The organism is Paenarthrobacter sp. OM7, from assembly GCF_029873575.1.
Taxonomy (GTDB): Bacteria; Actinomycetota; Actinomycetes; order Actinomycetales; family Micrococcaceae; genus Arthrobacter.
This window is the reverse complement of sequence record NZ_CP123579.1, coordinates 646,209-672,521: the sequence shown is the minus strand read 5'-3', so window position 1 is coordinate 672,521 and position 26,313 is coordinate 646,209. Positions and strand designations below refer to the sequence as shown.

At 63.7% G+C, this 26,313-nt stretch carries 24 protein-coding genes; 9 read left to right on the top strand and 15 right to left on the bottom strand.

Annotated elements, in window-relative coordinates:
• Positions 1 to 11: 11 nt before the first annotated feature.
• Positions 12 to 584 carry a TetR/AcrR family transcriptional regulator gene (locus QEH68_RS03240; protein ID WP_207596135.1) on the bottom strand — a complete coding sequence of 191 codons (573 nt, stop codon included), beginning with the start codon at positions 582 to 584 and terminating at the stop codon, positions 12 to 14.
• Positions 585 to 680: 96 nt separating this feature from the next.
• On the opposite strand from QEH68_RS03240, the gene QEH68_RS03235 reads away from it, so the two are divergent.
• From QEH68_RS03235 to QEH68_RS03225, 3 genes are all read left to right on the top strand, one after another.
• Positions 681 to 1,514 carry an alpha/beta hydrolase gene (locus QEH68_RS03235; protein WP_280626424.1) on the top strand — a complete coding sequence of 278 codons (834 nt, stop codon included), beginning with the start codon at positions 681 to 683 and terminating at the stop codon, positions 1,512 to 1,514.
• Between the two features lie 239 nt (positions 1,515 to 1,753).
• Positions 1,754 to 3,121, top strand: coding sequence for an MFS transporter (locus QEH68_RS03230; RefSeq protein WP_280626423.1), 1,368 nt, complete (start codon positions 1,754 to 1,756; stop codon positions 3,119 to 3,121).
• Between the two features lie 156 nt (positions 3,122 to 3,277).
• On the top strand, positions 3,278 to 4,264 hold the full coding sequence (locus QEH68_RS03225; RefSeq protein ID WP_280626421.1) for a malate dehydrogenase: 987 nt from the start codon (positions 3,278 to 3,280) through the stop codon (positions 4,262 to 4,264).
• Positions 4,265 to 4,270: 6 nt separating this feature from the next.
• Here QEH68_RS03225 and QEH68_RS03220 read toward each other — a convergent pair whose 3' ends face one another.
• On the bottom strand, positions 4,271 to 5,212 hold the full coding sequence (locus tag QEH68_RS03220; protein ID WP_207596131.1) for a LysR family transcriptional regulator: 942 nt from the start codon (positions 5,210 to 5,212) through the stop codon (positions 4,271 to 4,273).
• Positions 5,213 to 5,283: 71 nt separating this feature from the next.
• Here QEH68_RS03220 and QEH68_RS03215 point away from each other — a divergent pair, with 71 nt between their 5' ends.
• Positions 5,284 to 7,032 carry an FAD-dependent oxidoreductase gene (locus QEH68_RS03215; RefSeq protein ID WP_280626419.1) on the top strand — a complete coding sequence of 583 codons (1,749 nt, stop codon included), beginning with the start codon at positions 5,284 to 5,286 and terminating at the stop codon, positions 7,030 to 7,032.
• 39 nt (positions 7,033 to 7,071) lie between these two features.
• Here QEH68_RS03215 and QEH68_RS03210 read toward each other — a convergent pair whose 3' ends face one another.
• On the bottom strand, positions 7,072 to 9,897 hold the full coding sequence (locus QEH68_RS03210) for an FAD-binding and (Fe-S)-binding domain-containing protein (protein ID WP_280626417.1): 2,826 nt from the start codon (positions 9,895 to 9,897) through the stop codon (positions 7,072 to 7,074).
• Positions 9,898 to 10,052: 155 nt separating this feature from the next.
• On the opposite strand from QEH68_RS03210, the gene QEH68_RS03205 reads away from it, so the two are divergent.
• Positions 10,053 to 10,754 (top strand): GntR family transcriptional regulator, encoded by a 702-nt coding sequence (locus tag QEH68_RS03205; protein ID WP_280626415.1) that lies wholly within the window; start codon positions 10,053 to 10,055, stop codon positions 10,752 to 10,754.
• Here the strand turns inward: QEH68_RS03205 and QEH68_RS03200 are convergent.
• Complete coding sequence (locus tag QEH68_RS03200) at positions 10,751 to 11,440, bottom strand: WYL domain-containing protein (protein WP_207596127.1); 690 nt, start codon at positions 11,438 to 11,440, stop codon at positions 10,751 to 10,753. The two genes, QEH68_RS03205 and QEH68_RS03200, sit on opposite strands and share 4 nt — an antisense overlap.
• Positions 11,441 to 11,513: 73 nt before the next feature.
• Here QEH68_RS03200 and QEH68_RS03195 point away from each other — a divergent pair, with 73 nt between their 5' ends.
• Positions 11,514 to 12,251, top strand: coding sequence for an alpha/beta hydrolase (locus QEH68_RS03195; RefSeq protein ID WP_280626414.1), 738 nt, complete (start codon positions 11,514 to 11,516; stop codon positions 12,249 to 12,251).
• Between the two features lie 28 nt (positions 12,252 to 12,279).
• Here QEH68_RS03195 and QEH68_RS03190 read toward each other — a convergent pair whose 3' ends face one another.
• Positions 12,280 to 13,974: an amidohydrolase gene (locus QEH68_RS03190; protein ID WP_280626412.1), complete on the bottom strand. Its 1,695-nt coding sequence runs from the start codon at positions 13,972 to 13,974 to the stop codon at positions 12,280 to 12,282.
• Positions 13,967 to 15,421 (bottom strand): APC family permease, encoded by a 1,455-nt coding sequence (locus QEH68_RS03185; protein WP_280626411.1) that lies wholly within the window; start codon positions 15,419 to 15,421, stop codon positions 13,967 to 13,969. Before QEH68_RS03185 ends, QEH68_RS03190 begins: the two co-directional genes overlap by 8 nt.
• A gap of 89 nt (positions 15,422 to 15,510) precedes the next feature.
• On the opposite strand from QEH68_RS03185, the gene QEH68_RS03180 reads away from it, so the two are divergent.
• Together QEH68_RS03180 and QEH68_RS03175 are read left to right on the top strand one after the other, a co-directional pair.
• Positions 15,511 to 16,113 (top strand): TetR family transcriptional regulator, encoded by a 603-nt coding sequence (locus QEH68_RS03180; RefSeq protein ID WP_207596123.1) that lies wholly within the window; start codon positions 15,511 to 15,513, stop codon positions 16,111 to 16,113.
• 109 nt (positions 16,114 to 16,222) lie between these two features.
• Positions 16,223 to 18,097: a glycerophosphodiester phosphodiesterase family protein gene (locus QEH68_RS03175; protein ID WP_280626410.1), complete on the top strand. Its 1,875-nt coding sequence runs from the start codon at positions 16,223 to 16,225 to the stop codon at positions 18,095 to 18,097.
• Positions 18,098 to 18,137: 40 nt separating this feature from the next.
• On the opposite strand, the gene QEH68_RS03170 is transcribed toward QEH68_RS03175, so the two are convergent.
• From QEH68_RS03170 to QEH68_RS03155, 4 genes are read right to left on the bottom strand one after another with little or no spacing between them, the layout of a single operon-like run.
• A complete protein-coding gene (locus QEH68_RS03170; protein WP_091465072.1) occupies positions 18,138 to 18,371 on the bottom strand; it encodes a DUF6480 family protein in 234 nt (77 codons plus the stop codon).
• A 35-nt stretch (positions 18,372 to 18,406) separates the two neighbouring features.
• Positions 18,407 to 19,282: an SMP-30/gluconolactonase/LRE family protein gene (locus tag QEH68_RS03165; protein ID WP_280626408.1), complete on the bottom strand. Its 876-nt coding sequence runs from the start codon at positions 19,280 to 19,282 to the stop codon at positions 18,407 to 18,409.
• A gap of 10 nt (positions 19,283 to 19,292) precedes the next feature.
• Positions 19,293 to 20,750 carry an MFS transporter gene (locus QEH68_RS03160; RefSeq protein WP_280626406.1) on the bottom strand — a complete coding sequence of 486 codons (1,458 nt, stop codon included), beginning with the start codon at positions 20,748 to 20,750 and terminating at the stop codon, positions 19,293 to 19,295.
• Positions 20,747 to 21,472 (bottom strand): TetR/AcrR family transcriptional regulator C-terminal domain-containing protein, encoded by a 726-nt coding sequence (locus QEH68_RS03155; protein ID WP_207596119.1) that lies wholly within the window; start codon positions 21,470 to 21,472, stop codon positions 20,747 to 20,749. Before QEH68_RS03155 ends, QEH68_RS03160 begins: the two co-directional genes overlap by 4 nt.
• A 118-nt stretch (positions 21,473 to 21,590) precedes the next feature.
• Between QEH68_RS03155 and QEH68_RS03150 the strand changes: the two genes are divergently transcribed.
• Positions 21,591 to 22,334: a DUF2306 domain-containing protein gene (locus QEH68_RS03150; protein WP_280626405.1), complete on the top strand. Its 744-nt coding sequence runs from the start codon at positions 21,591 to 21,593 to the stop codon at positions 22,332 to 22,334.
• Positions 22,335 to 22,374: 40 nt separating this feature from the next.
• On the opposite strand, the gene QEH68_RS03145 is transcribed toward QEH68_RS03150, so the two are convergent.
• The 5 genes from QEH68_RS03145 to QEH68_RS03125 all read right to left on the bottom strand — a co-directional run bounded on the left by QEH68_RS03145 (position 22,375) and on the right by QEH68_RS03125 (position 26,310).
• Positions 22,375 to 23,664 carry an adenylosuccinate synthase gene (locus tag QEH68_RS03145; RefSeq protein WP_280626404.1) on the bottom strand — a complete coding sequence of 430 codons (1,290 nt, stop codon included), beginning with the start codon at positions 23,662 to 23,664 and terminating at the stop codon, positions 22,375 to 22,377.
• 226 nt (positions 23,665 to 23,890) lie between these two features.
• Entirely contained in the window at positions 23,891 to 24,421 is a 531-nt protein-coding gene (locus tag QEH68_RS03140; protein WP_280626402.1) for a hypothetical protein, read from the bottom strand.
• Positions 24,418 to 25,143, bottom strand: coding sequence for a hypothetical protein (locus QEH68_RS03135; RefSeq protein ID WP_280626401.1), 726 nt, complete (start codon positions 25,141 to 25,143; stop codon positions 24,418 to 24,420). The genes QEH68_RS03140 and QEH68_RS03135 overlap by 4 nt, the downstream gene beginning before the upstream one ends.
• Complete coding sequence (locus QEH68_RS03130) at positions 25,130 to 25,654, bottom strand: signal peptidase I (RefSeq protein ID WP_280626400.1); 525 nt, start codon at positions 25,652 to 25,654, stop codon at positions 25,130 to 25,132. The genes QEH68_RS03135 and QEH68_RS03130 overlap by 14 nt, the downstream gene beginning before the upstream one ends.
• Positions 25,651 to 26,310: a SipW-dependent-type signal peptide-containing protein gene (locus QEH68_RS03125; RefSeq protein ID WP_280626399.1), complete on the bottom strand. Its 660-nt coding sequence runs from the start codon at positions 26,308 to 26,310 to the stop codon at positions 25,651 to 25,653. The genes QEH68_RS03130 and QEH68_RS03125 overlap by 4 nt, the downstream gene beginning before the upstream one ends.
• Positions 26,311 to 26,313: the final 3 nt, after the last annotated feature.

Here is a 26,313-nt window from a genome sequence, read left to right as displayed (position 1 = left end):
CCGGCCAGACCTCATCCAGCCCAGGCGACACCCAAGGCCGCGTCGATGAGGACCTCAGCCGCTTGACGCGCTTGCCCGGCGGCGTCGGACGTTCCGGCGATGGCCGCTGTAGTCTGGGCGCCTTCGGCGAGGATGGCCAGTTGCGGCGCCAAGTAGCCCGGAGCACCGGCCTCCACCGCCAGGCGGGCGACGTATTCCTGGAATGATTCTTTGTGCTTCCGCGCATACTCGGCGACCTCGGGGCTCACGGCACCCAGCTCGGCGAAGCTGTTAATGAAACCGCACCCGCGGAATGAGTCCTGGCAGAACCAACCGGCAAGGTAGTCGAAGATGGCAAGGAGCCGCTCCCGCGGCGCCCCGGCTTGTTGGACTGTAGCGTCCAGCCCTTCGGTCCAGGACTGATGCCGGTACTCCAGTACGGCCATGACAATGCTGCTCTTTGACGGGAATTCCCCGTAAAGCTTCTTCAGCGAAACCCCGGCAGCGGAACGCAACTCGTCCATCCCAACAGCCTGGATTCCCTTGGCATTGTAGAGCTCGTCAGCAGTGGCAACGATGCGTTCGCGGACTTCGGAAACATTCATGCATCCATTCTACTTGCAAAGAGAACGAACGTTCTCTACGATGGTAAACACCAGAAGAGAACGATCGTTCTCTATTCGCAGAAAAGGGACAATATCATGGGTTTCATCAAGGTCGGCACCGAAAACACCACTGACATCGAGCTCTACTACGAAGACCATGGAACAGGTCAGCCCGTAGTCCTGATCCACGGCTACCCGCTGGACGGCGGCTCCTGGGAGAAGCAAACCGCAGCCCTCCTCAACGCCGGCTACCGCGTCATCACCTACGACCGCCGCGGGTTCGGCAAGTCCAGCAAGCCGACCACCGGCTACGACTACGACACCTTCGCCGCCGACCTCAACACAGTCCTCGAAACCCTGGACCTGAACAACGCAGTACTGGTGGGCTTCTCGATGGGTACCGGCGAAGTAGGGCGCTACCTCGGCACCTACGGCGAAGGCCGCGTTGCGAAGGCCGCCTTCCTGGCATCCCTCGAGCCCTTCCTCCTCCAGGCGGACGACAACCCCACCGGCGTCCCGTCCAGCGTGTTCGACGGCATTCGCAACGCAGCCATCGAGGACCGCTACGCCTGGTTCACCAACTTCTACAACGACTTCTTCAACACCGATAACTTCCTTGGCAACCGTCTCAGCGAGGAAGCCCTGCGGAACTCGTGGAATGTCGCCGCAGGATCGTCCTGGTACGCATCCTTCGCCGTCGTGGATTCATGGCTCACGGACTTCCGCGCCGACATCGGGAAGGTCACCGTCCCGTCTTTGATCGTTCACGGCACCGACGATCGCATCCTGCCGATCGACGCCACCGGACGGGAATTCACCAAGCGGCTCCCCTCCGCCGAATACGTCGAGATCGAGGGCGCGCCCCACGGCATGCTGTGGACACACGGCGCTGAGATCAACGAGATCCTGCTGCGCTTCCTGGCGAAGTAGCCACCTCCGACCCCTTACCACGCACAACTAAAACCGTTACGACGGCGGCAGGTCACCTTGGTTCCAATCGAACCCACCGTGGCCTGCCGTCGTCGTGCGTTGACGTAGCGCACGTCACGTCCTATGCTTTATGAATCGATTCAAGATGTAACCTTCCTCACGCTGAATGACCACTTTGTTCAGTCCTGGATGGGAAGAGTTCTTGTTCCTTGCCAATGACGCCAGAGGAGTACAGCGACGTGACAGTCACGCACCGGAGGGATCCCGCCCCCTCCCCCGAGCACCCTGCCGGGCCCGAACGAACCACCGGCCAGAAGGATCCGAAGAAAGCCGCAATGAGCGGTTGGATCGGAAGCGCGCTGGAGTATTACGACTTCGCACTGTATTCGCTGGCGGCCACGCTGCTGTTTCCCACCATCTTCTTCCCCACCGAAAATCCCACGGTTGGCATCATCGCCTCGTTGGCGACCTACGCGGTGGGGTACGTTTCCCGCCCACTCGGTGCCGTGATCCTGGGAGCCTATGGTGACCGGCACGGACGCAAGAAGGTGCTCGTTTTCGCGATGCTGCTCATGGGCTTCGCTACTTTTGCCGTCGGGCTGCTGCCGACGTATGGGCAAGTTGGCCTCCTTGCGCCAGTTCTGCTGGTGATCCTCCGCCTGATCCAAGGATTCGCCGTTGCAGGTGAACTCGGCGGCGCCAGCGCGATGATCGTGGAGCACTCTCCTGATGCGAGACGCGGCTTCTTCGCGAGCTTCAGCCTGCAGGGAACGCAGGTGGGTTCAATCCTGGCTACCGCGGTACTGATTCCGCTTGCCGCCCTCCTCCCCGACGAGCAGTTCCACTCCTGGGGCTGGCGCCTGCCGTTCCTGCTCAGCGCCGTGGTGATCGTGGCCGGGTACGTTATCCGGCGCCGCGTTGAAGAGCCACCCGCCTACCTGGCCCACTCCGAAGACGCCAGCGTCAAGCGCCGCTTCCCGCTGGTGGACCTCCTGCGCACCCACCCCTGGGTCCTGGTCCGATGCATCATCATGACCTTCACCAACGTGATCGGCATGGCGACCCTCATCTTCGGTGTCTCCTTCGCTACCCAGAAGGGATACGGCATCGGCTTCTCCAGCAGCGAGTTCCTCTGGGTAACCTTGGCAGCCAACGTGGCCGCAGTGCTGACCATCCCCCTGTTCGGCGCCCTGTCCGACAGGATTGGCCGGCGGACACTGATGGTGGCGGGCGGCATTGCCGGCGGATTGCTGACCTTGGTTTACCTGTGGGCCATCGAACAGCGCAGCCTGCCCCTGGTGTTCCTCTGCGTGGTGATTGTGCAGGGCATCCTCTTCCAGATGTGGAATGCCACGTTCGCCACATTCTTCCAGGAGCAGTTCCCCATGCGGATGCGGGTCACGGGCTTCGCAGTCTCCCAGAACATCGGGCTCATGATCGCGTCCTTCTTCCCCAGCCTGTTCACGGCGATCGCTCCCCCGGGATCGGCGAATATCCCCCTGGTCATCGGCTTGACCACCCTCGGGATTTGCCTCGTCTCAGCCGGAGCCACCCTCATGTCCTCTGACACTAAGGGCAAGTCGCTGGAGGACCTCGAAACCCGCTGACAGGTTCCGTGCACCGGGATCGCCGGAAGGGCTCCAGTTCGCTGGTCCTTTCCGGCGATTTCGCATTTCTCCGGCGACTTCGCAGTTAGTCGATGACCAGCTCTGTGGCAGCATGACATACAGCTTGCAAAGCCCACCAGCAAGGAGAACGAGAGTATGAGCACGCCCATTAAGATCGCTGTGACTGGCGCGGCCGGCCAGATCGGCTACAGCCTCCTCTTCCGGATAGCCAGCGGTGCCCTCTTCGGTGCTGATACGCCAGTGCAACTCCGGCTCCTGGAGATCACGCCGGCGTTGAAGGCACTGGAGGGTGTGGTGATGGAGCTCGATGACTGCGCGTTTCCCGCACTCGACTCGGTCGAAATCGGCGACGACGCCGACCACATTTTCGACGGCGTCAACCTTGCCTTGCTCGTCGGCGCACGTCCTCGGACCAAGGGCATGGAACGCGGCGACCTGCTCAGTGCCAATGGTGCTATTTTCACGGCCCAAGGCAAGGCGCTGAACCGGGTCGCAGCCGACGATGTCCGCATCGGCGTGACGGGCAACCCGGCCAACACCAACGCCTTGATCGCGATGAGCAACGCCCCGGACATCCCCGCCGGGCGGTTCAGCGCCCTGACCCGCCTTGATCACAACCGCGCCCTTGGACAGCTGGCGAAAAAGACCCAAGCCAAGGTGGGGGATATCCGCAAAATGACCGTCTGGGGCAATCATTCCGCCACGCAGTATCCGGACATCTTTCATGCAGAAGTCGCCGGCCGGAACGCGGCTGAGGTGGTGAATGACCAGGACTGGATCGAGAACGAATTCATCCCCACGGTTGCCAGGCGGGGTGCAGCCATCATCGATGCCCGGGGTGCGTCCTCCGCGGCATCGGCAGCGTCGGCAACCGTCGACGCAGCCCGCGACTGGCTGCTCGGCACCCCCGAGGGCGATTGGGTTTCGATGGCCGTTGCCTCCGATGGGTCATACGGGGTGCCCGAAGGTCTCATCTATTCGTACCCGGTGACTACCTCAGGCGGGAACTGGGAAATTGTTGAAGGGCTGGAAGTGAACGATTTCAGCCGCAGGAAGATGGATGCGACAGCCGCCGAGCTTGCCGAGGAGCGGGCTGCCGTGGCGGAACTGGGATTGATCTGATCTCCATCAGCGACGTTCCGTTGGCGTGACCAGCCGTGCAAGGTCGGTGCCGGGTGCCGCCAGCCGGTCAACTGTGCTGAAGATGAACTCCTGCATAGCTGCTGCGGCTGCCGAAGGACCAATGTCGTCGCGTCGGGCCAGGTTGACGGTTCTTGTCAGTGAGGGATTGACCAGACGGGCACTGTGCAGTCCGGGCCGGCCGATGACTACCATTGCCGGCACCACTGCAACACCCAGTCCCCGTTCCACGAACCGCAGCACGGCGTCCATCTCGGCGCCTTCGACGGCGATCACCGGTTCCAAGCCGCTGGCGGAGAATGCCGCCTCGGTGGCCACCCGCAGGTCATAGCTGCGGTTAAAGGCCACCTGCGGAATGCGCGCCAACTCTTCCAGGGTGAGTTCTTCGTGCGCCGCCGATCCCGCGGCGGAGACAACTACCAGCTCCTCAGTCAGCAATGGAATCAGCTCAGTTCCCTTCACAGTGGGGTCCACGCCGCGGGTGACCACCAAAGCCAGATCCAGCGCGCTTTCATTCAGGGCATCAACAAGGAACCGCGAACCGCCTTCAGTGATGTGCAATTCAATTCCGGGGTGCGCCTTTCGGAAAGAGGCCAGCACATCGGCCACCAGTGAGACACACAGCGTAGGCGGGGCGCCCAGGCGAATGCGGCCCCGGCGCAACCCTGCGAGCTCATTCATTTGCTCCCGCGCGGTCTGCGCGTCGCCGAGCATGCGCCGGGCGATGGGCAGGAGGAGCTCCCCCGCATTCGTCAGGGTCGCCCCGGACGGTCCGCGGTGGAAGAGAGCCATTCCAAGATCGGCCTCGAGTGCGGCGATCTGCCTGCTGAGGGAAGGTTGCGCGAGATAAAGCTGCTCGGCCGCGCGTGTGAAATGGCCCACTCGGGCGATCGCCTCGAAGGTGCGTAACTGCTCCAGCTTCATGGTCATAGCCTAAACGCATGATCTTCACTCAAATAATTCATTGGAGACATGAAGCCACTCCTCCTAGCGTTGACATCATGAACCTCAACTCCAATCCAGAACGACTCCTGTCCACCTCGGTGCTGGTGATCGGCACCGGCGGCGCCGGCTTGCGCGCCTCGATTGAGCTCGCCCAGCGGGGCGTGCAGGTGCTGGCGGTGGGAAAGCGGCGCAAGCACGACGCCCACACGAGCCTTGCCGCCGGTGGCATCAACGCTGCTTTGGGCACGATGGACCCGGAGGACAGCTGGCAACAGCACGCCGCCGACACCCTGAGGGAGTCCTACTTCCTGGCCGACCCGTCCATTGTCGAAACAGTTGCCCGCAACGCTGCCCGCGGCATTGAGGACCTTGAACAGTGGGGCATGCCCTTCGCCCGCGAGGAAGATGGACGGATCTCCCAGCGCTTCTTCGGAGCGCACAAGTATCGCCGCACGGCCTACGCCGGGGACTACACCGGGTTGGAGATCCAGCGCACGCTGATGCGCCGGGCGGCAGAGTTGAACGTGCCCATCATCGACACCGTCTACATCACCCGGTTGCTCGTCGCCGACGGCACCATCTTCGGAGCCTATGGATTCGACGTCGTGGATGGGACCCCTGTGCAGATCCACGCCGATGCCGTCATCCTGGCCGCAGGCGGACATACCCGCATCTGGCGGCACACCTCTTCCCGGCGCGATGAAAACACCGGGGACTCCTTCCGGCTGGCTGCCCTGGCCGGAGCCCGGATCCGAGACGCCGAGCTGGTCCAGTTCCACCCTTCCGGCCTGTTGGAGCCCGACGACGCGGCCGGCACATTGGTCTCCGAGGCGGCCCGTGGAGAAGGAGGGATCCTCACCAACGCCCTCGGTGAGCGCTTCATGGAACGCTACGACCCCGAGCGCATGGAACTTTCCACCCGGGACCGGGTTGCGCTGGCCGCCTTCACCGAAGTCGCCGAAGGTCGCGGGACCCGGAAGGGCGGCGTCTACCTGGACGTGTCCCACCTGCCACGGGAAACCATCATGGCAAAGCTGCCTCGGGTCTACCGCACCCTGATCGACCTGCAGATGCTGGACATCACCACCACCAAAATCGAGATTGCGCCCACAGCCCACTACTCGATGGGTGGGGTCTGGGTTGCCCCCGAGGACCACGGAACAGGAGTGAACGGCCTCTACGCAATCGGCGAGGCATCGTCCGGGCTCCACGGCGCCAACCGTCTCGGCGGCAATTCACTGATTGAGCTGCTCGTTTACGGACGTATCACCGGCGAGCATGTGGCCGACTACGTCCATTCGCGTACCCATCTGGTCCGGGATCCCGCCGCTGTAGGAACAGCCCGCGGCGAAATGCAGCCACTGCTCAGTGAACGCGGGACAGAATCCGCACGGCGGCTGCAGCGTGAACTACGCAACCTCATGACCGAACACGCCGGGGTGGTCCGCACTGAACAGGGACTGGAACAAGGACTCGAGAAGCTGACGGCCTTGGAGGAGCGCGCCCAGCTGGTCACCGCCCACCCGGACATCGCCGGGTTCGATGACCTGGCCCACGCCTACGACCTTCTGGGCTCCCTGCTGGCAGCACGGGCCACCCTCGAGTGCGCCCTTGAACGCCGCGAAACCCGCGGTGCCCACAACCGTGCGGACTTCCCAACGGCAGATCCCTCACTCCAGGGGAACTTTGTCTGGTCAACGGACGAGGGCGTCAGATTCGAAAGTCTGCCTCCGGCTCCGGATTCCTTCCGAGCCCTTGCCGAGGCCTCCGCGGACGATTCCGTCGCCGGGAAGCTCGTCGAGTAAAACACCCGCCAGCTGACCGCGGCCCTTGGTACAGGACGTTTACCGGGTGACCTCTTCCAGCAACTCAAGTACATGCCGGTACTGGGATCCCGTTGCCCGTGTCATGCCGAGCTCACAGGTTCTGTTGCAGGAGGCGTGGGCAGCAGCGTTCAGGTCCGCTACGTCCGCGGCCTGACGCGCTGTTGCCGACGCCGTCAGTTCCGGATGCAACATGCCCCTGTCACCGGCAAACGCACAACAACCCCAGTTCTCGGGAATGTCCACGCGTTCCGCCACGGCACCGGCAACCACGCCCAGCGCATCATTGAGTCCCATCCGCGTTGACGAGCAGGTGGGATGCAGCACCAGTGTTTGAAGTTTTCCGTGCTCGGGCAGCAGGGGCAGTATCCGTTCTGCGGCGAAGTCCACGGCGTCAACGATGCGAAGGGGAAGCTGTCCCTCGGCGGGGACGTCGGATTCCACGGCATGGCGGAGGCCCTCCGTGCAGGAAGAGGCGTCGCAGACGATGGGCAACTCGCCGTCACGGGTGGCGTGCCGGAGCGCTGCGACTGTTTTCGCTTCCATGGTTTCCTGGCCGTCTGCCATCCCTTTGGAGGACCACGGCGTCCCGCAGCACAGGCCGTCAATACCTTGTGGAACCAGGAGCGTTAGCCCTGCCCGGGCAGACAGTTGTTCAAAGCTGTACTGCACGCCGCGTCCGCCGGCTTCAGGTGATGCCCCTGCCGGACCGAACATGGTGTTGACGCAGGCAGGGAAATAGACGGCATCAACATGCCCCGAAGGAGCAGGGCGTTTCCGCGGTGAACCTCCGCCTGGAAGCTCCGTGGAGTACAGGGGTACAGCATCTGCCCCCAGGACAGCCCGCGCCGCTGTATTGGGTGGCTTGATGACGGCCGCTGGGAGCTTGTCCACCACGGTCAGGGCAAGGGCCGCCCCGCGAGTGACACCTTCCCAGTGCTTGGCTGCGGCGTTCCACGCGCCGTTGGCGAGTTTTCCGGCGTCGTTCTTCCTCAGGCGCTTCACCAGTGATCCTGTGTTGATGTCCACCGGGCAGGCGGTTTGGCACATGCCGTCCACGGCGCAGGTGTCCACCGACTCGTACCCGTAGTCTCGCTCCAGCTCCTTCACCAACGCCAAGTCTCCGGCCAGGCGCGCGGATTCAATGGCACGCAGCGTGACGATTCTCTGGCGCGGCGTGAGGGTGATGTCCTTACTGGGACACACCGGTTCGCAATATCCGCAGGAAACGCAGCGATCCACTTCCTCCGCTACTGGCGGGGCTGTCTTGATGTGCCGGAGGTGGGCCACAGGGTCCTCATCCATCACCACACCCGGGTTCAGCATGCCTGCGGGGTCGAAGAGCCGCTTGATGGTGCGCATGACGTCGTAGAGCTCCTCGCCGTATTGACGGCGGACGAACGGGGCCATGACACGCCCCGTGCCGTGCTCGGCCTTCAACGATCCTCCTTCGGCAAGGACAAGGTCCACCATGTCCTCGGTGAAAGCGCTGTATCGGTCCAGTTCGGACGTCGAGGCAAAGCCGTCGGTCAGCATGAAGTGGACGTTGCCGTCCTTGGCATGGCCGAAGATCACGCTGTTGCTGTACCCGTACTTGTCAAACAGCCCGATCAGGCCCCGGCAAGTGCGACCAAGCGCGGGCACCGGCACCACAATGTCTTCCAACAGAGCCGTGGTGCCTTGGGGGCGCGCGCCGGCCACGGAGGCGTACAGGCCTTTTCGCAGTTGCCACAGTTGCGCGCGCTCCCGCGGATCGGCGGTGAACTGCGCGGGGGCGGAAAGCCCAAGGCTCTGCAGGATTCCCGAGCCGCCCGCCCGAAGCTCCTCCAGTTGGTCGGCACTACCTGCGGAATACTCCACCAGGAGGGCGGCATTGTCACGGACCGCAATGTCATGCACGACGGCGGGAGTCCCCTTGAGCGTCTGGCCCACCTTGAGCGACAACGCATCCATGAGTTCGATGGTGGCGGCCCCGGTGTCAACGAGAGCGGGCAGCGCAGCATTGGCTGCCTCGAGATCAGGAAAAACCAGCAGACCCGTTGCAGCATGCTGGAGCCGGGGAATGGTCCGGAACACCGCCTCAGCCACGAATCCCAGAGTGCCTTCGCTGCCGATGATCAGGTGCGCCATGATCTCCACCGGGTTCTGGAAGTCGAGCAGGGAGTTCAGGCCGTAGCCCATGGTGTTCTTCATGGAAAACTGCTGCCGGATCCTCTGGGCAGAGTCGGGGTTGCTCCGGACCCGTTCAGCCAACCGCGCCAGGCCACGGTAGAGATCCGGCTCAACGGTGCGGAGCTTTTCCCCGGCGTCGGGCGCCCCGGTGTCCACGACCGTCCCGGAAGGCAACACTACGGTCAGCGACTCCAAGGTGCGGTACGTGTTGTCCACGGTGCCGCAGTTCATGCCGGAGGAATTGTTGGCTACTACCCCGCCTATGGTGCACGCCGCTTCGCTGGCCGGATCGGGCCCGAACTTCCGGCCGTAGCGAGCGAGCCTCGCATTCAGGGCCCGAACGGTAACGCCGGGCTGGACACGAACCCGGGCGCCGTCGTCGAGCACCTCAATGTCCCTGAAGTTCCGGCGAACATCCACCAGCACGCCGTCGGTGACAGCCTGCCCGCTCAAGCTGGTACCGCCGGAGCGGAAAGTCAGCGGCACGCCCTGCGCGGCGCTGGCGCGCAACAAACCTCCGACGTCGGCAGCACTTCCCGCTGTCACCACAGCCTGCGGAATCAACAGAAAATGCGAGGCGTCATGGGCATTGGCGTGACGATCGATGGCCCTGGTGCGTACTGCGGCGGGATCCTGCAGCGCAGCGCGGAAACCAGCAAGGTCAAGGTAAGCCAACTAGGGCACCATCCAATCGAGTACGGGGGTGGACTGCCGGAAGATCAACACGACACGATTGTCTAACAAGTATACATGCCGGTCAAGAATTCTTTGCTGACTTGTCTGGCACGATAGGACGTGGAGATCCACTTCAACCCTTCAAGGAGGCCTCGTTGCAGGGCCGAGTTTCAGCAGTTTCAATCGTCGACGCCATCGCAGCGGACCTCCGCAGCCGCATCTTTGCCGGTGACCTGGGCCCGGGCGATACGCTCACGGAAACGGACGTCGCCACCTCCTACGAGGTAGCCCGGCCCACCGCCAAGGCCTCCATTGAGAAACTCGTACCCGAGGGCCTGCTGGAGCGCGGAACGCACAAGACCGCTCGCGTTGTGGATCTCGGACCAGACTCCGTGCGCGACATCTACCTCGCCCGGGCATACCTCGAAAGTGAAGTGCTGCGGCGGCTCGCCCACAGCAAGACGGTTCCGGAGGGAGCAGTGCAGGCGAACCGGGACATCGCCGCGCTCCAAAGCGGCACTCCCCTGGACGTGGTGGAACCTGACATGCGTTTCCACACCAGCCTGATTGACGCCGTGGGGAACGAGCGGCTCAGCCGGATGTACCGCTCGCTCGTGGGAGAAGTGCGGATGTGCATGGTCCGCGTCCAGTCCCTGCATCTCCTGGATACCTCGCTGATCCATGCCGAACACCAGAAAATACTTGAGCTCATCGAATCCGGCCAGGCAGACGCAGCAGCAGCCTTGCTGGACGAACACCTCGGCCGCGCGCGGGACCGCTTGGCCGAAGCCATGGGAGGGGACCCCGCTGCACGTCCGGACCCCGCACGTCCACGGCCCGGGCAGCCGAAGGGCTAGATATCGATGGGGCGCGCAAATTCGGGAGGGGTGCCGATCTCGTCGACGTGATGGCCCGTACATGGATGACGGGTGGCGGTTGCGCGCTGGATCCGGGTCAGATCAAACCAACGGATGCCGTCACGCAATCTGCACCATGCCACAAGCATCCACCGGTTACCGTTGAGAGCGAAGATCATCGGCTCCACCTCACGCCGCGTGGTGTCGCCCTTGGAATCGGTATACGTCAGTTTTACGGTGACTTGGTCAATAGTGGCTTGCTCAAGCACTGACATCACCCGACGGTGTGGCGCCGGGCCGACGTCGACCCAGATTCGCTGGGACAGTTCAGCGGCTCGACGGCGGGCAACTGGGTCCAGCACGTCCAGCACTTTCCGGATCGCGGCGCGGGCCGAATCGGAAAACGGTGCTTGATTGCTCGCGGACACTGCCGCGCTGAGGGCCAACGCCTGCGCGGCGGTGAGATTCACCGACGGCAGCGACGACATTTCCGTCAGCCCGTAACCGCCGCCTGGACCTGTTCGCCCCCAGACTGGCAACCCGCCGGCCTGGAGCGCGGCCAAGTCACGTTTGACGGTGCGAAGGGCCACCTCAAACTCATCGGCAAGCTGCTGCGCAGTGCGCCCACGAGTGCCTGCCCGGCGCAGTGACTCAGTAAGGGCATGAAGGCGCGCGGTTCTGTTCATTTTGCCACTATCGCAGAAATAGTGACTGAAATAGTGACATGGGGTTGTCCGGAGCGCGCGCGAGCATGGAGACATGGAAACAATCACAACCACTCAAACGTCAATCGTTCTCGTCCCTGGCCACTGGCTGGGTGGATGGGCGTGGGACGCCGTCGCGGCGGATCTGCGCAGCCGCGGCCACCGCGTCACAGCAGTGACGCTGCCGGGCCTTGACCCCGAGGATCCCGAGCGGGCTTCAAGGACTCTGGCCGACCAGGCCGACGCTTTGCGCTTGGCTGTGAGGACTGCCGGCAACGACGGTTCCCCCGTGGTGCTCGTCGTTCACAGCGGCGCCGGAGTCCCCGCCTCCGTCCTCCTGGACCAGAACCCCACCGCCGTCACCAGAATCATCTACGTCGACAGTGGCCCTGCCTCGAATGGCTCTGTCGTCGATGCGTCCGTGCCACCAGATCAACAAGAAGTAATGCTGCCACCCTTTGACCAGCTGGGCGCGAGCCTCGACGGGCTCAGCAGGAGGGACCTTGAACTATTCCGTCAGCGAGCGGTGCCGATGCCCGCGAACGTCGTGCGCGCTCCACTGCATCTTCAGCACGACTCCCGACGAGACGTCCCCTCGACGATCATCGCCTGCTCCTATCCCTCCGAGGTTCTGATGCAGATGGCGCGCGAAGGCGACCCCATGATGGCAGAGGTCGCCACCCTCCGTAACCTCGAACTTGTCGACCTCCCCACTGGCCACTGGCCGATGTGGAGCCGACCCGTCGACCTCAGCATCGTTATTGACGAAGCAACTGCCAAGGACCGCCGATGAGGCGGGGCGACCCGCCGTCGTCGCCCCTTCAGTGCGCGCAGGTCGAGTGCGACTCGGCCGGGACGCCGTGCCCAACACCGGCCGCTGACGCGGGGACCGGCGGATCGTCGCTGAACTCGCGGCGGGCGTCGTGGACTACGGCGCCACCGACGATTGTCAGATCAGCCCGCTCGCCGAGCAGTTCCGAGGCCTCCAGCGTGTACAGGTTGGCAGACCAGACCACGACGTCGGCCCTGGTTCCTGCGCGGATAACGCCCAGTTCGTTCTCGGCGTGCCACGCCCACGCGCCGCCTTGTGTATACGCACGGAGGGTGGTGTCGAGGTCGAGGCATTCATCGGGGGTCCAGGCCGAGCCGCCGTCGAGACCCGCCCTGGTGAGTGCGGTGTAGAAACCCACCAGGGGGTCCATCTCTCCCACCTGCCAGTCGCTGGAAAAAGCCAACCGGGCGCCCGAGTCTGCGAGTGACTTGAACCGCCACGCACGGTGCCAGCGCCCCTCACCAACGTTGTCCATCCACGTGCCGGCCACCAAGTCCGGGGAACAGTGCCGCGGCTGCATTGCAGGAACAACTCCCAACCGGGCGAAGCGGGGCAGATCGGCGTCGTCCAAACACTCCACATGCACAATTCCGTGACGGTGGTCCGTGGTGCGGCTGCTGCGTTGGGCGCTTTCAATCGCATCCAACGCCATGCGCACTCCCCAGTCGCCGGTGGCGTGGGTGTGGGTTTGGAAGCCAAGCCTATGGAGCTCGCCCAGCATCGCCGTGAACTCGTTGGGTGGCATACTCGGGGAGCCGCGGTGCCCTGGCCGGTTGGCGTAGTCTGCAAGCATGGCGGCAGTGTGTGGTTCGATCACATCATCCGCGTACAGCTTGACCGGACCAAGCCGAAGCATGTCGTCCACCGGCGCACTGTCCACTGCCTCGCGCAGGTCCTTGCGGAACTCTGCGTCGGAACCCACGGGGTGGAAGAGAGCGGTGATCACGCGCGAGTGCATTTTTCCCTCTGCCCGGGCACGATACATAAGATCGAGCTCCGCCAAGGGCACCTGGGGTTCCACCACTGTGGTGATGCCGCTCGCTGCAGCCATCGCCAGGCTTGAGGTGATGCGCCGGTAGCGACGGTCAGGAGAATACATGGGGATATCGCGTTGCAGTCCGCGCAGTCCTGAGGCGGTCATGGCACTCGTGTAGAAGTCGGTGACCCACCCGGTCGGGTTCCCATCGGCATCGACTTCCGGACGTCCCCACGGGATGGATGATTCATGGGTGATGCCCAGCACTCTCAGCGCGGCGTCGTTGAGCCACACCGAGTGCTGGTCGTAGGTGGTGATGAAAACCGGGCGGTCCGTCACTCCACGTAGGTCCGAAGCATTGGGCCGCCGCCCTTCCACCACCGAATACACGGCATTCTCGGCGCAGATCCAGTCCAGCTCCGGCCGCTCCATTGCGTGTTCGGCGATCCGCTTCCGGACTTCGCCCAGGGAGGAAGCACCTTCGAGGCTAACGGCATCCGGGTCGAAGCCGAGGAGCAAGTGGTTGTGGCTGTCAATGATGCCGGGAGTCAGCAGGCGTCCGTTGAGGTCGATCCGATGGCGGGCCGCCGGAGCATCATCGTCCGTTCCCACGTAGGTGATGTATCCGCCCGTAATCCCGACGGCTTGGGCCCAGCCGGCACCATCAAAAGTGCGGACAGCCCCGTTGTGAAGCAGCAGGTCAAGCATTGTGGTTCTCCTCGTCAAGAACAGCGTCAAGCAGTAGAAGGTGGGTCCCGCTCCGCGGCCGGAGGTACAGGAAGTAGTAGGCGAAACCGCCGGTCACGAAGACCAGGGAGATGCCCAGGCTGAGCCATTGTGCCGGGTCAAGAATTGCCACGATGAACACCAAGCACAGAGCCGCGATACACACAGCCGGCGGAAGGGGCCACCACGGCATCCGGTAGCCGGTCCGGCTGCCGTTGGTGCGGCGGTGGTGGATGGCTGCCAACGCAATGAAAAGGTAGCTGAACGTGAGCGTGGAACCCGTAGCCGTGAGCAGGACGTCAAGAGGAACGAAGCAGGCCAGGAAAGCAAAGACGCCCATGGCGGCGGTGGCCGCGACCGGCACTTGACCCTTGGCACTGACGCGGCGCAGGCCGCGGGACACCCCGCCGGGCAGGGCCTGATCACGGGCCGCCGCATACAGCAGGCGCCCGGCTTGGAGAGTGATGGCAATGATCGCGTTGATGATGGCAAACGCCACCGCCAGCAGAACCAGCATGGTGACTGCTTCCCCGGCACGCTCGCTCAGAAAGACTTCCACGGGGAGTTCAGAGCCGAACAGCTCCTCTTGGGAGGACGCACCAAGGAGGATCGTACCGAGCGGGACGATCTCGACGGCAATGGTGACGGCCGCGCTCCAGATCACCGCACGGGCGAGGTTGCGCTTGGGATTCTTGGTCTCCTCCGCAAAGTAGACCGCTCCCCCGTAACCGTTGAAGGAAAAGATCCCTTGCGTCACGCAGATCATGAGCCCGGATATCGCAAGCGGCGCCAATGACCCCGTGTCGGGATCCAGGGCTTGGGCCGTAAACAGTGTTTCGACAGGACGCTCAATGTGGATCAGGCCCAAAACCGCCAGGAGCACAAGGGCCGCCAGCTCTATGAACAGAAAGATACCCGTGAGCCAAGCATTGGCCCGAATATTGAAGCAGGCGGTGATGGTGGTGAGAACAACTACGGCAAGCGCCGTCTGCAATGGAGAGAGTCCCGCGATCGCTACTCCCAGATAGTCCGCTACACCCAGTGCGAAGACCGCCACGATCAGGGGCAAGGACACCAAGCTGATGAAGAAGGTGGCGACTCCGAACGCCGGACCCAAGGCCCTTGAAACGAGTGAATAATCGCCGCCTGCCACAGGATAGGCGGAAGCAAGTTCGGCATAGCAGAAGGCCACCAAAATGCTCACGACGCCCGCGATCAGGAATCCCCAGACGACACCTGTGCCGAAGGCTGTCAGCGCGGCGCCGCCAAGGATGAAGACGCTGGAAGCAGGCGAGATGGAGGAAAGAGTGATGAGGATGTTTCCGCCGAGGCCAAGGCTGCGGGACAGTGAGGCGTCATAGTTTCGGCCGGTCCCGGCGCCCGGGGGACTTGGGGGTTGCGCCGGAACGGAGGTGATGGGCTGTTCCATGGGGATCCATTCGGGTTGAATTAGTTTTTTGACGTCAGTGTCAAATAACTATTGGAGTGTGGCAGCTCACATCGGATAGTGTCAAGAGCATGGCAAGACCCAACACCCAGGAACAGCGCCGATCCGAACTCGTGGAGGCTGCCCTCAAAGAGGCCTCAACCCAAGGTCTGCGCTCACTATCCCTCACCGATGTCGCCAAGAGGGCCGGGCTGACCAGAGGGGCTTTGCTCTACTATTTCGACGATCTGGATGCACTCCTCGTCGAGGCGCATCGTGCCGGAACTGAGCGGTTCTGCGACCACAGGGACGCAGTGGTGGCCCAACTTTCCTCGCCCGCTGAAAAGCTCCGGGCGGCCATCTCCGCGGGCCTGCCCAGCGGTCCCGACGACGCCCTCATGCGCCTGCTCTACGAATTCGACTTCATGGCCGGACAGTCAGAACTGCACGACACCTTGGTCCAGCAGATGTACCTGCGGCAGACCGCCACCTACCGGGCGATCTTCGAAGAGGGCAACGCCTCGGGCGCGTTCAGCATCTCCACCGACCTGGACCAGGCAACCATGAACATGGTGGCACTTGAAGATGCGTACAGCCTGCACATTGTTGCCGGGAACAGGCTCGTGACAGTGGACATGGCATGCGACGCGATGCTTGCCTTTGCAGAACAGATTGGTTGCCGCCCGCTGCCCTGATGCGTTGAGTTCCCACCGGGCGCCCGTAAGCGGTTTCTTAAGAGTCTGTTCAAGCTGGGTTCCCCGTTTGTACCTCATGCGGGAAAGCAAGCTGCCTACCGTCGTGAGGGTGAATACTCCAAAACGGCTTAGCTCCAGTCTCGTGGCAGCAGCACTGCTGGCCACAGCGCTTCTACCCCTCGCTCCCGCCAATGCTGCCCCGGCGTCCCCCGACCAGCAAGTCGAACCGGCGCCTGCCTACACTCAGGACTTCTCCGGCACTGGCCTCCCCGACGGCTTCACTGCTGTCGAGGGAACCTGGAAGGTGGAGAACGGCCGCCTCTACGGAACCAGCACCTCCTCCAACCAGCTTTCGCGGATCACCTTCGGGCCGCACCTGGCCAACTACCGGCTTGAAGCAACGGTCCGCTTTGAGAATGTGCTCAACGCTGCCCGCTGGTCCGCCTTGGCACTGGATATGAAGCCCGATGGCAGTGTCCCCTATTGGATTGCGACCATGCGCTCAGGGAGCACTGCCACCAACGGCTTGGAGTTTGCCGAGCGCAACGCCTCCAACGCATGGAACGTCACCAATACCGCCGCCGCTCCTTCGGACGCTGGTACGGGGAAGGACGTCCGCGTTTCCGTCGACGTTCGAGGCAAGAAGGCCGCATGGTTCTTCAACGGCCAGAAAGTGATGGAAACCAACCGCCTGATCCGCACAGACAATGGCGTTCTTGGCCTCGTCGCCAACGGTGCAACAGTTTCCTACGACGACATCAAAGTCACCGAACTGCCTGCCACCGAATCCCTGCTGATCAAGCCCGGAGAAAAGCCCGCAGTGATCGCCCACCGGGGACTGTCCTCAGTCATCCCCGAGAACACACTCCAGGCCCTCCTCTCGGGAGGCCGGGCCGGCGCCGACTGGATCGAGATGGACGTCAACACCACGCAGGACGGCGTCCCAGTGGTCATTCACGACAACACTGTGGATCGCGTGACGTCCGGGACCGGCGACGTCTCTACCCTGAGCTCCGGCTACATTGCCGGGCTGGAAGCAGGATCCTGGTTCTCCCCGGCCTATGCCGGCGCCAAGGTTCCCACCCTTGCTGAGTTCCTGGACCAGACCAATACCGAGGGCGCCGGCTTGCTGCTGGAGATCAAAGGCCCGGAAACCCGCTCAGAAGTCCAGCGCGTAGTTGACATGCTCAAGGAGCGCGGCATGCTGGAGCAGACCATCCTGCAGAGCTTCGACACCAACGTTCTGAGCTACGCGCGCGAGTACGAGCCATCCCTGAGGCTCGGCCTGCTCCGGGGTGCCTTGGACGCTGACGTTGTGGCTGCAGCCAAGCAGTTCGGAGCCGTCACGTACAACCCGAGTTGGTCAGCGCTTGCCGCCCGTCCAGATGCCATCAAGGAATTGCACCAAGCCGGCATCGCCGTGATGCCCTACACCGTGGACAGCCCGCAGCAATGGAAGGATATGACCGAGGCCGGCGTGGACGGCATCATCACCAACCGCGCCGGCGCCCTTGTGGGCTTCCAAAGCGCTACCCCCACCGCCCCCACCCCTGAGGCTCCGTCCGTCCGCTTCGCAGGAAAGCTCGAGGGCGCCACTCTGAGCCGCGGCGACACCGTCACCCCCGCTGTGGAAACCACCAACGCCGACAATGTCACCATCCAACTCGACGGGCACACGGTCGCGGAAGGCGACGCCGTCAAGGCACTGACGCTCGCGGCCGGGCAGCACACCCTCATCGCCACAGCCAGCGGCCCGGGAGGAGAGGCGACGGCGTCCATCACCTTCACCGTCCAGGCCAGCAAGTCCGGACTTTACGTCGTCCTCATCTCAGACGGTATCGACAGCAAGGTGCGCGACAAGCTCATGAAAAACGTGGACCGCGAACGTTGGGCAGACGTCGAGGCCGATGCCAAGGCTGCTTCGGGGAACGGCATCCCCGCGGAGCTCGCCGCGATCATCGCCAGCGACGCAGCAGCGCTCTGACCTCCGACGGACGACAACACGCGTTTCCCGGGATTCCCAGCTAGTCGAAGAAGCCGACGATGTAGCCGATGAAGAACAGCAGCGTCAGCAGCACGCCGGCACCGATGGCTGCCAGCCACAGGAATTGAGTGCCCTTCCTGGGGCCTCCCTCGTCATGGCCCTGCGGTCCGGCGGTGGAGGCTTCGCCAGGAGGGGTCTCCCCCGGGGGCACTCCTCCACCTGGCTCCAAACCGGTGATCTTGTCTTCATATGGATCGGGGTTGCTTCCTGACACGTTCACTCCCTCGATAGCAGCGGCGGGTGCTGTGTTCAGGGTACTCTCATGGTCGTGTCCCGTGTCGAGGTCCGGAGCCGGTACAAGGACGTCGTGGCCGTGAGGTAGAGATCGCGCCCATCAGGCCCGCCGAAGCAGAGATTGGAGACCTTTTCCGGAACGTCGACGGCGGCCAGCAGCGCACCGCTGGGGGCGTAGACGCGTACTGACGAGCCCGCCGACGTCCACACGCGACCCTCGATGTCCACACGGAAGCCGTCCGAGGCCGCATCGTCTTCGAGCTCAACGAATGTGCTGCCCTCTCCGCAGCCGCCGCCCTCAACCGGGTAGACAGCTATCCGGAACGGCACTCCCAAGGCTGGACCCGCCGTGTCTGCTACATACAGGAGTGACTCATCCGGGGAGAACGCCAGCCCGTTGGGGTGTACCAGATCCGTGACCATGGGGGTCAGCTCTTCCGTGGCCGGGTCGAAGCGGAAGACATAGCAACCGCCGTACTCCTGCTCACCCTCGTGCCCTTCCACCGTCCCGGGAAGAATTCCATACGGAGGATCAGTAAACCAGACTGTGCCATCCCCAGCCACGACAACGTCGTTGGGCGAGTTGAGCCGATGCTCACCGAACGCCGCAACGATCGGCGTCACCACGCCGTCGTGGTCCCGCTCAATACGCCGGCGGCCGTGGCTGCACTGCACCACGCTGCCGTCACGGTCCAGCGTCCGCCCGTTGGTGTATTCGACGCCGGCGGCGTACTCGCGCGTCGCTCCGGTAGAAGGCGAGAACTCAAGGATCCTGTTGTTGGGAATGTCGCTCCAACGTACGGTCTGCGACTGCGGAATCCAGAGAGGACCCTCCGCCCACACGGTTCCTTCAAACAACTTTTCCAAGGTGCCGGTGATCAGTTCATCCATGTCTTCGAGACTAGTCGTTCGCGTGTTCCGAGCTGGGTTTCGGGGCCGGTTCGGCGGTGTTGACTTTCCCCTCAGCAGGCATCGCCAGCACCGCCACGACGGTAAGGACTGCGCTGACAAGCACAGCCACGAATACCGCAGTGGACGCCGAAACGGTAGTTTGCGGATCGGGACCCCCGCTGGGGCCGTTGGCATAGACAGCGTTGGCGATGGCACCGAAAACAGCCACGCCAATGGAACTGCCGATCGAACGGGCAAACAGGTTGGTACCGGTGACCACGCCGCGTTCGTTCCATTCGACGCTGGTCTGGGCGGCAATGAGGCTCGGCGTTGCCACCAGCCCGAGTCCGAGCCCAACGATGAAGCACGCCACTGCCACCAGGATGACGCTGGGCGATGAGGCCGTGAGGGCAAGGAGAGCCGTGCCGATGACTGTGATCACGATGCCGATGATGCCCGTGTTCCGAAATCCGATGCGGAGATACAACCGGCCGGCTTGCGAGGCACTGATGGGCCAGCCAATGGTTAAGGCCGCCAAGGCGAGCCCGGCCAGAAGGGGTGAGGTCTTCAGGGACCCTTCCAGGAACGTTGGGACGTAGGAAGTAAGCCCAAGCATGACGGCACCCACGCCGAAAGAGATCATCGCCGTCGTCGCCAGCAGCCTGCGGGAGACAACCCACGGTGGCAGGATCGGCTCTGCAGCCTTCCTTTCCACCAAGAGGAACGCTACGAACAACAAGGCCCCGCCGGCAAAAACAGAGATGCTGACCGCGGAGTCCCAAGGCCATGCCTGGCCGCCCTGAAGCGCCCCCAGAATGAGCAGGCTCAAAGAAACCGTCAGCAGCCCCGCTCCCAAGTAGTCGATCCGGTGTTTGGTCCGCTCCACTTCCTCGTGGAAGGCCCGGAGGAGCATCCAACCAGCCAGAAGGCACAATGGAATGTTGATGAGGAAGATCCAGCGCCAGATTCCCAGGGATGCGAAAACGCCTCCCAGAGTTGGTCCCACCACGGAAGAAACCGCCCACACACTGGCCAGGTAGCCCTGCACTTTGGCCCGCTCAGCCAGCGTGTAGATATCGCCGGCAATCGTGATCGCCACAGGTTGGACTGCCCCCGCCCCGAGGCCCTGAAGCACCCGGAACGCGATGAGCGCCGGCATGCTCCAAGCCAGGCCGCAGAGAATCGAGCCAAGCAGGAACAGGCCAATCCCGCCCAGGATCATCGGCTTACGGCCCACAACGTCCGAGAGCTTGGCATAGACGGGCACCGAGACCGCCTGCGCCAACAGGTACGCAGAAAAGAGCCACGGGAACGAGGCAAAACCGCCAATGTCCTCCACGATTGACGGCACGGCCGTGGCAACAATGGTGGCATCGATCGCCACCAAGCCCGTGGCGAGCATCAGTGCAATCAGAATGGGTCCCCGCCGGGATCGGAACCCGACTCCTTCTTCGGCCGCTGTGCTCATGCGCGCTTACCCCCGCCTGATGTCCAGTTCCGTTGGTGGAGTCGCTCGAATCCGTCAAGAAGCAGGTCCAGGGCAAACTCGAACTCGAACTGGTCGTCGCAGCCATTCCCCACCACTGACTCGTCATCATGCGCTGCCGCCACAGCGATCCGGAAAAGATTGGGGTAGCTCTCCGCCATGTGCCGGGCCATCGCAGCCTGGGCTTCCGCCGTGATATGTGGCTGGTCCTTGGCGCCGTTCCCTGCCGGGTCGTCAAAGACCTCTTGAGTGAACCCCCACATCCGACTACCCAAGGCGTGCATCACGTGGTGCGTCAGGTCCTCGGATAATCCGCCCGCAAGGAACATGCCCACGAAGGAATCCATGTACCCAAGGACCGCCGGCGTAGTGTTGGTGCGGGTTTCGATGACAGGGCGGGCCCAAGGATGTCGAAGGAGCGCCCGCCTGGCCGAAAGCACCCGGAGACGGACCACGGTCTTCCATGGAGCATCGGGCACAGGTGGGTCGATCTCCCCCACGATGGAATCCACCATGCCGTCGAGGAGTTCTTCCTTATTGGCCACGTGCTTGTAGAGCGCCATCGGAACTACCCCAAGTTCCTGGGCGAGCCGGCGCATACTCAGTGATTCGAGACCTGCCTCGTCAGCGAGAGTAACGGCAGCTTGCAGCACTCGGTCGCGGTTCAAGGGCACGCGCTGCGCGGCCTCCGCAAGTTGGGTCATCGGTTGATCCCTTCCCCTCAGCCAAAATCCGGGCCGGGTCTTGACAGGTATACAGCGTACACCTAGTCTTTCGATCATCAAGGTGTACGCCGTACACCTCTACCCCCAAGGCGGAGTCATGAGATCGAAAACCACCACATCGTTCCGGAGCGGCCGCATGACGTGGGTCGTGCCCGCGGCGCTGATTGCCCTCAGTCTCATTCCTGCCATCGCCGGCGCGGCGCGTCTGACTCAGCTGACTGGTGGCGCAACCGTCACTCCGGAGAACGCGAGGTTCTTCGCTTCGCCACTCCCGGTGATTACGCACATCGTCACAGTGACGGTGTACAGCCTGCTGGGGGCTTTTCAGTTCGTCCCTACCCTTAGGCGGGGCCCCGGACTTCGCCGGGGCAGGCGGTCCTGGCACGAAATATCCGGGCGCATCCTGGTTCCTGCAGGCCTGCTCGCCGGCCTGTCCGGCCTGTGGATGTCCGTCTTCTACACCCTCCCGGAAACTGACGGTGAGGCACTGCTGGTTCTTCGGCTGATCTTTGGTACCGCCATGGTCGGGGGCATCATCCTCGGAATCCTGGCGATTCGCCGACGGGACTTCGCAGCGCACGGAGCCTGGATGACGCGCGCCTACGCCATCGCACTGGGAGCTGGAACGCAAGCCCTGGTGCTGCTGCCGTGGATCCTGATGGTGGGCCCCACCGACGAGACCACGCGTGCAGTCCTGATGGGCGCGTCCTGGGTCATCAACCTGGTGGTGGCCGAGTACGCCATTCGACGGCGCCATGCAGCGCCCGGTCGCAGAACCCGCCCGGCGGGTCGCGTGCCCACCCCTGCGACGACGACGGCGGGCCACCGGTCGGTTCCGTGAGGAACCAAGGTGACCCGCCGTCGTCGTGACTGGGTAAAACTTAGTCGTTGATCAGGTCGTGAACAACGATCGTCTGGTCGCGGTCCGGGCCGACGCCGATGGCCGAGAAGCGCGTGCCGGAGAGCTTTTCCAAGGCCAGCACGTAGTTGCGGGCGTTCTCCGGGAGGTCTTCCAGCGTGCGGGCGCCGGTAATGTCCTCGGTCCAGCCGTCAAAGTACTCGAAGACGGGCACTGCATGGTGGAACTCGGTCTGCGTCATGGGCATTTCGTCGTGGCGGACGCCGTCGACGTCGTAGGCAACGCAAACCGGGATCTGCTCGATGCCCGTGAGGACGTCCAGCTTGGTGACGAAGTAGTCCGTGAAGCCGTTCACGCGCGCAGCGTGGCGGGCCAGGACGGCGTCGTACCAACCGCAACGGCGGGGACGGCCGGTGTTCACACCGAACTCGCCGCCGGTCTTCTGCAGGTAGACGCCCATCTCGTCGAACAGTTCCGTGGGGAAGGGGCCCGCGCCAACCCGGGTGGTGTACGCCTTAATGATGCCGATGGAGCGCGAGATGCGGGTAGGACCAATCCCGGAGCCCACCGATGCGCCGCCAGCCGTGGGGTTGGACGAGGTGACGAACGGGTAGGTGCCGTGATCAACGTCCAGGAACGTTGCCTGGCCACCTTCCATGAGCACAACCTTGCCCTCGTCCAGGGCGTTGTTGAGGACAAGTGTGCTGTCGATGACCAGCGGGCGCAGGCGCTCGGCGAAGGCGAGGAAGTACTCCACGATCTCGTCCACCACGATGTCCCGGCGGTTGTAGACCTTCACCAGGAGTTCATTCTTCTGGCGCAGCGAACCTTCCACCTTCTGCCGGAGGATGGACTCGTCGAAGACGTCCTGGACCCGGATGCCCAGGCGGGCCACCTTGTCCATGTAGGCAGGACCGATGCCACGGCCGGTAGTACCGATGGCACGGCTGCCAAGGAAGCGCTCAGTCACCTTGTCCAGCACCTGGTGGTACGGAGCAACCAGGTGGGCGTTGGCCGAGACGCGCAGGCGGGACGTGTCCGCGCCACGGGCTTCGAGGCCGTCGATCTCCTGGAACAGGGCCTCGAGGTTCACCACGCAGCCGTTGCCAATAATAGGAATGGCGTTGGGGCTCAGGATGCCCGCTGGAAGGAGCTTCAGCTCATACTTCTCACCGCCAACAACCACGGTGTGCCCGGCGTTGTTACCGCCGTTGGGCTTGACCACGTAGTCAACGCGGCCACCGAGCAGATCGGTTGCTTTGCCTTTGCCTTCGTCGCCCCACTGGGCTCCGACGATCACGATAGCGGGCATGGGATCCTCCCCCATTCTTTCGGGCCAAGCCGCGATGGATTGGCGCCGTACATGAGAATGCCCCGACGATACCGGTGCAGCCTGCCATAAGGGCTGGCATACGCAAGAGTTCGGGGCTCTTACCAGCCAAGTTTAGCCGATGACGCCGGTTTCTCTGGTGTCAAGGTGTCTTGAAAGGCGGCCGGGTGAAGTTTTCCCCAGGGAAACTTCGGCGGGCCAGCGGGCCCTACGCCGCGGGCAGATTACGGCAGTTTCCGCCGAGACCGCCAACCAGCCCGGCGTTCGAGGCGACGGAGGCGGACTTGGACGTCCACCCGAGGTCCTTGATCACGATGGCGATTTGAAGCTCTGTTCCGAGGCCCAAGAACCCGCCCAACAGGTTCGTCTGGACGTCCGTGATGTATCCGGAGGTGGCATTCCCTGTGGTGTTGCCCGCCAGGTTATACCCCGTCAGGGGAGCCAAGGCCGATCCCAGCCCGCTGGTGGACACCTGCACTTCGGCGTTGGCCAAGGTGTATCCCGCTGGTGGTTTCCAAAGAATACGAACGTAAGCACCGGCGCCAAGAAAGCCGGGATCGTAGGTGCACTGGCCATTCAGCGTGGGCGCCGGAATGGTCACCGTCCCGAAACTGCCTGCCGAAAACTGTCCCCGTTGCCACGCCGCCTCCGTGACGGACGGCGGGTTCACCACCGAAAGCACCACGGCAAGGGGCAACGCCAGCAACAGTCCCACCCGTGCCCGCTTAAACACCGTCACTGCACCTCGCCCCGCAGCCGGGCCAACCCAAAACCGGCCGCGACCGCAACGAAACCAAGGAGCGCGAAGCCGCCCAGCCGAAACCCCGTATCAGCCAGAGCGCCCGACGACGGCCCGGCTGGGTTTCCGGGGAAGCCTCCACTCCCAGCGTTCCCGCCCGGGCCGGCCCCGCCGCCCGCTCCAGCCCCATCTCCGTCCCCTGAACCGTGAAAGCCCACCACGATCTGCGTCCGGCTCCCCTGCACTTCGCGGGGAACATCCTCCGCCAGGGTTGCCGTCAGCAGGACGTGGGCATTGGCCGGTCCGGAGTTTCCATGGCCCATGAGGTCCACCCGCACCCCACCCGTACTGTTCAGTGCGGTCCTGTGCATCAACACGCGGTGGCCGTCGGCGCAGGAACCTCCGCTCCAAGGTTGGGCGCAGGACTGGAGTTCAACGCTGAGGAAGTCCCGCAGGACATCTGTTGCCGCCGGCCCGTCTTTCAGCACCACATAAAGGGAGGCAGCAGGCTCACCGCGGACATTGACGGCCATCGCCCAATCTGCGCTCCCGCCCGGGGTGAGCCGATGCACTTTGCCGGCCGGACCAGCGTCGAGCTCCAACCATCCGGACGGGTGGTTGTCGGCGGCAACAGTGGCTGCAACTGCCGGAGCAACAGGCGCGGCGCCCAGCATCAGTGCGCCCAGCAACCCCGCCATCCCCACCCGGCTACGCCGCCGCATGCTGCCCGGTCCTGCCTCGGCGTGGGCTCCGCGGCCACAGCACCCAGGTCACCAGAGCGGACACAGCCACGGTGGTGGCGCCGAGGACCACGGGGTTGGCGGCTGCGGCCAGCGGATGCGCGAGCCCCGGTACGGACCAGAAGACCAGTCGGACCTTCTCCACGACGTAGGGCGCGGGATCGGCTTCGGTATTGGCATCGCCCTTCATGGTGATGGTTCGCATGGTTCCGTCCGCAGGCGCAATCGACTGGACCCTGTGCGTGATGGGGAGCTTCCCAGGCCTGTCCACGGTCACCACATCGCCAACGGCGATCTCATCCGCCGGGATCTCTCGGACTACGGCCAGTGAACCGGCCGGAATTGCCGGTGACATGGACCCCGTCTTGAACATGATCAGCGTGATGTTGAACAACAGCGCGCAAACCACCGCCAGGATGCACACAGCGCCACCCGCCGCAGCGATGTTCAACACGGTTTCCTGCAAACCGCGACGGAACCGACGGCGGCTCATGAGCTTGATGTGGCAGTAAATTGCCAGGTAGCGGTGGCGGTTTGGCCCTGCAGGGCATTGTTGGCACCAGCTGGAAGCGTCACTTCGAAGCAGAACTGCGTGGGCGCCCCTGGCAGCGTTGCCGTCGCAGCGGCCAAGGGATTGACGACGCCGGCCGCTTGCCCTTGCGTGAACGGCTTGGCGCCGTCGCTGCCCACCACGAACGTTGGCGACCCGGTGAAGGACGCGGCCTCGCAGGTCGCAGAACGAACCACCCGGTAGCGCAGTGCGGCGCCCAGATCGGCAGCGCCGACGCCGCTGCTGGTCACCACAGGGACACCGAGTACCACTTCGCCCGCCACGGAGGTTGCTTTGGTCCTGATGGCGAACGGCGCGTAGGCCACACTGCCGGGGCTCATGGCAGTTGCTGTGAAGACCAGCGCCGCACCGGGCGAAACGTCGTTGGCACTCCACGTCCCTGAGGCGCTGTACGGCTTGGTGACGTTGGATTCGGTGACGAACACACTGGCTCCGAAGGAACCCCTGGCGAAATCGCTGTCAGTCCACGATGCCAGGGTCATGGAGCTCCCGAGCCCCAGCACCAACGTCCCGGCAAGGAGTGCGCGGATGCGGAGCAGGGCCGCACCGCGCTTGGTTTCGGCTTCTCGTCGGCCCATGGA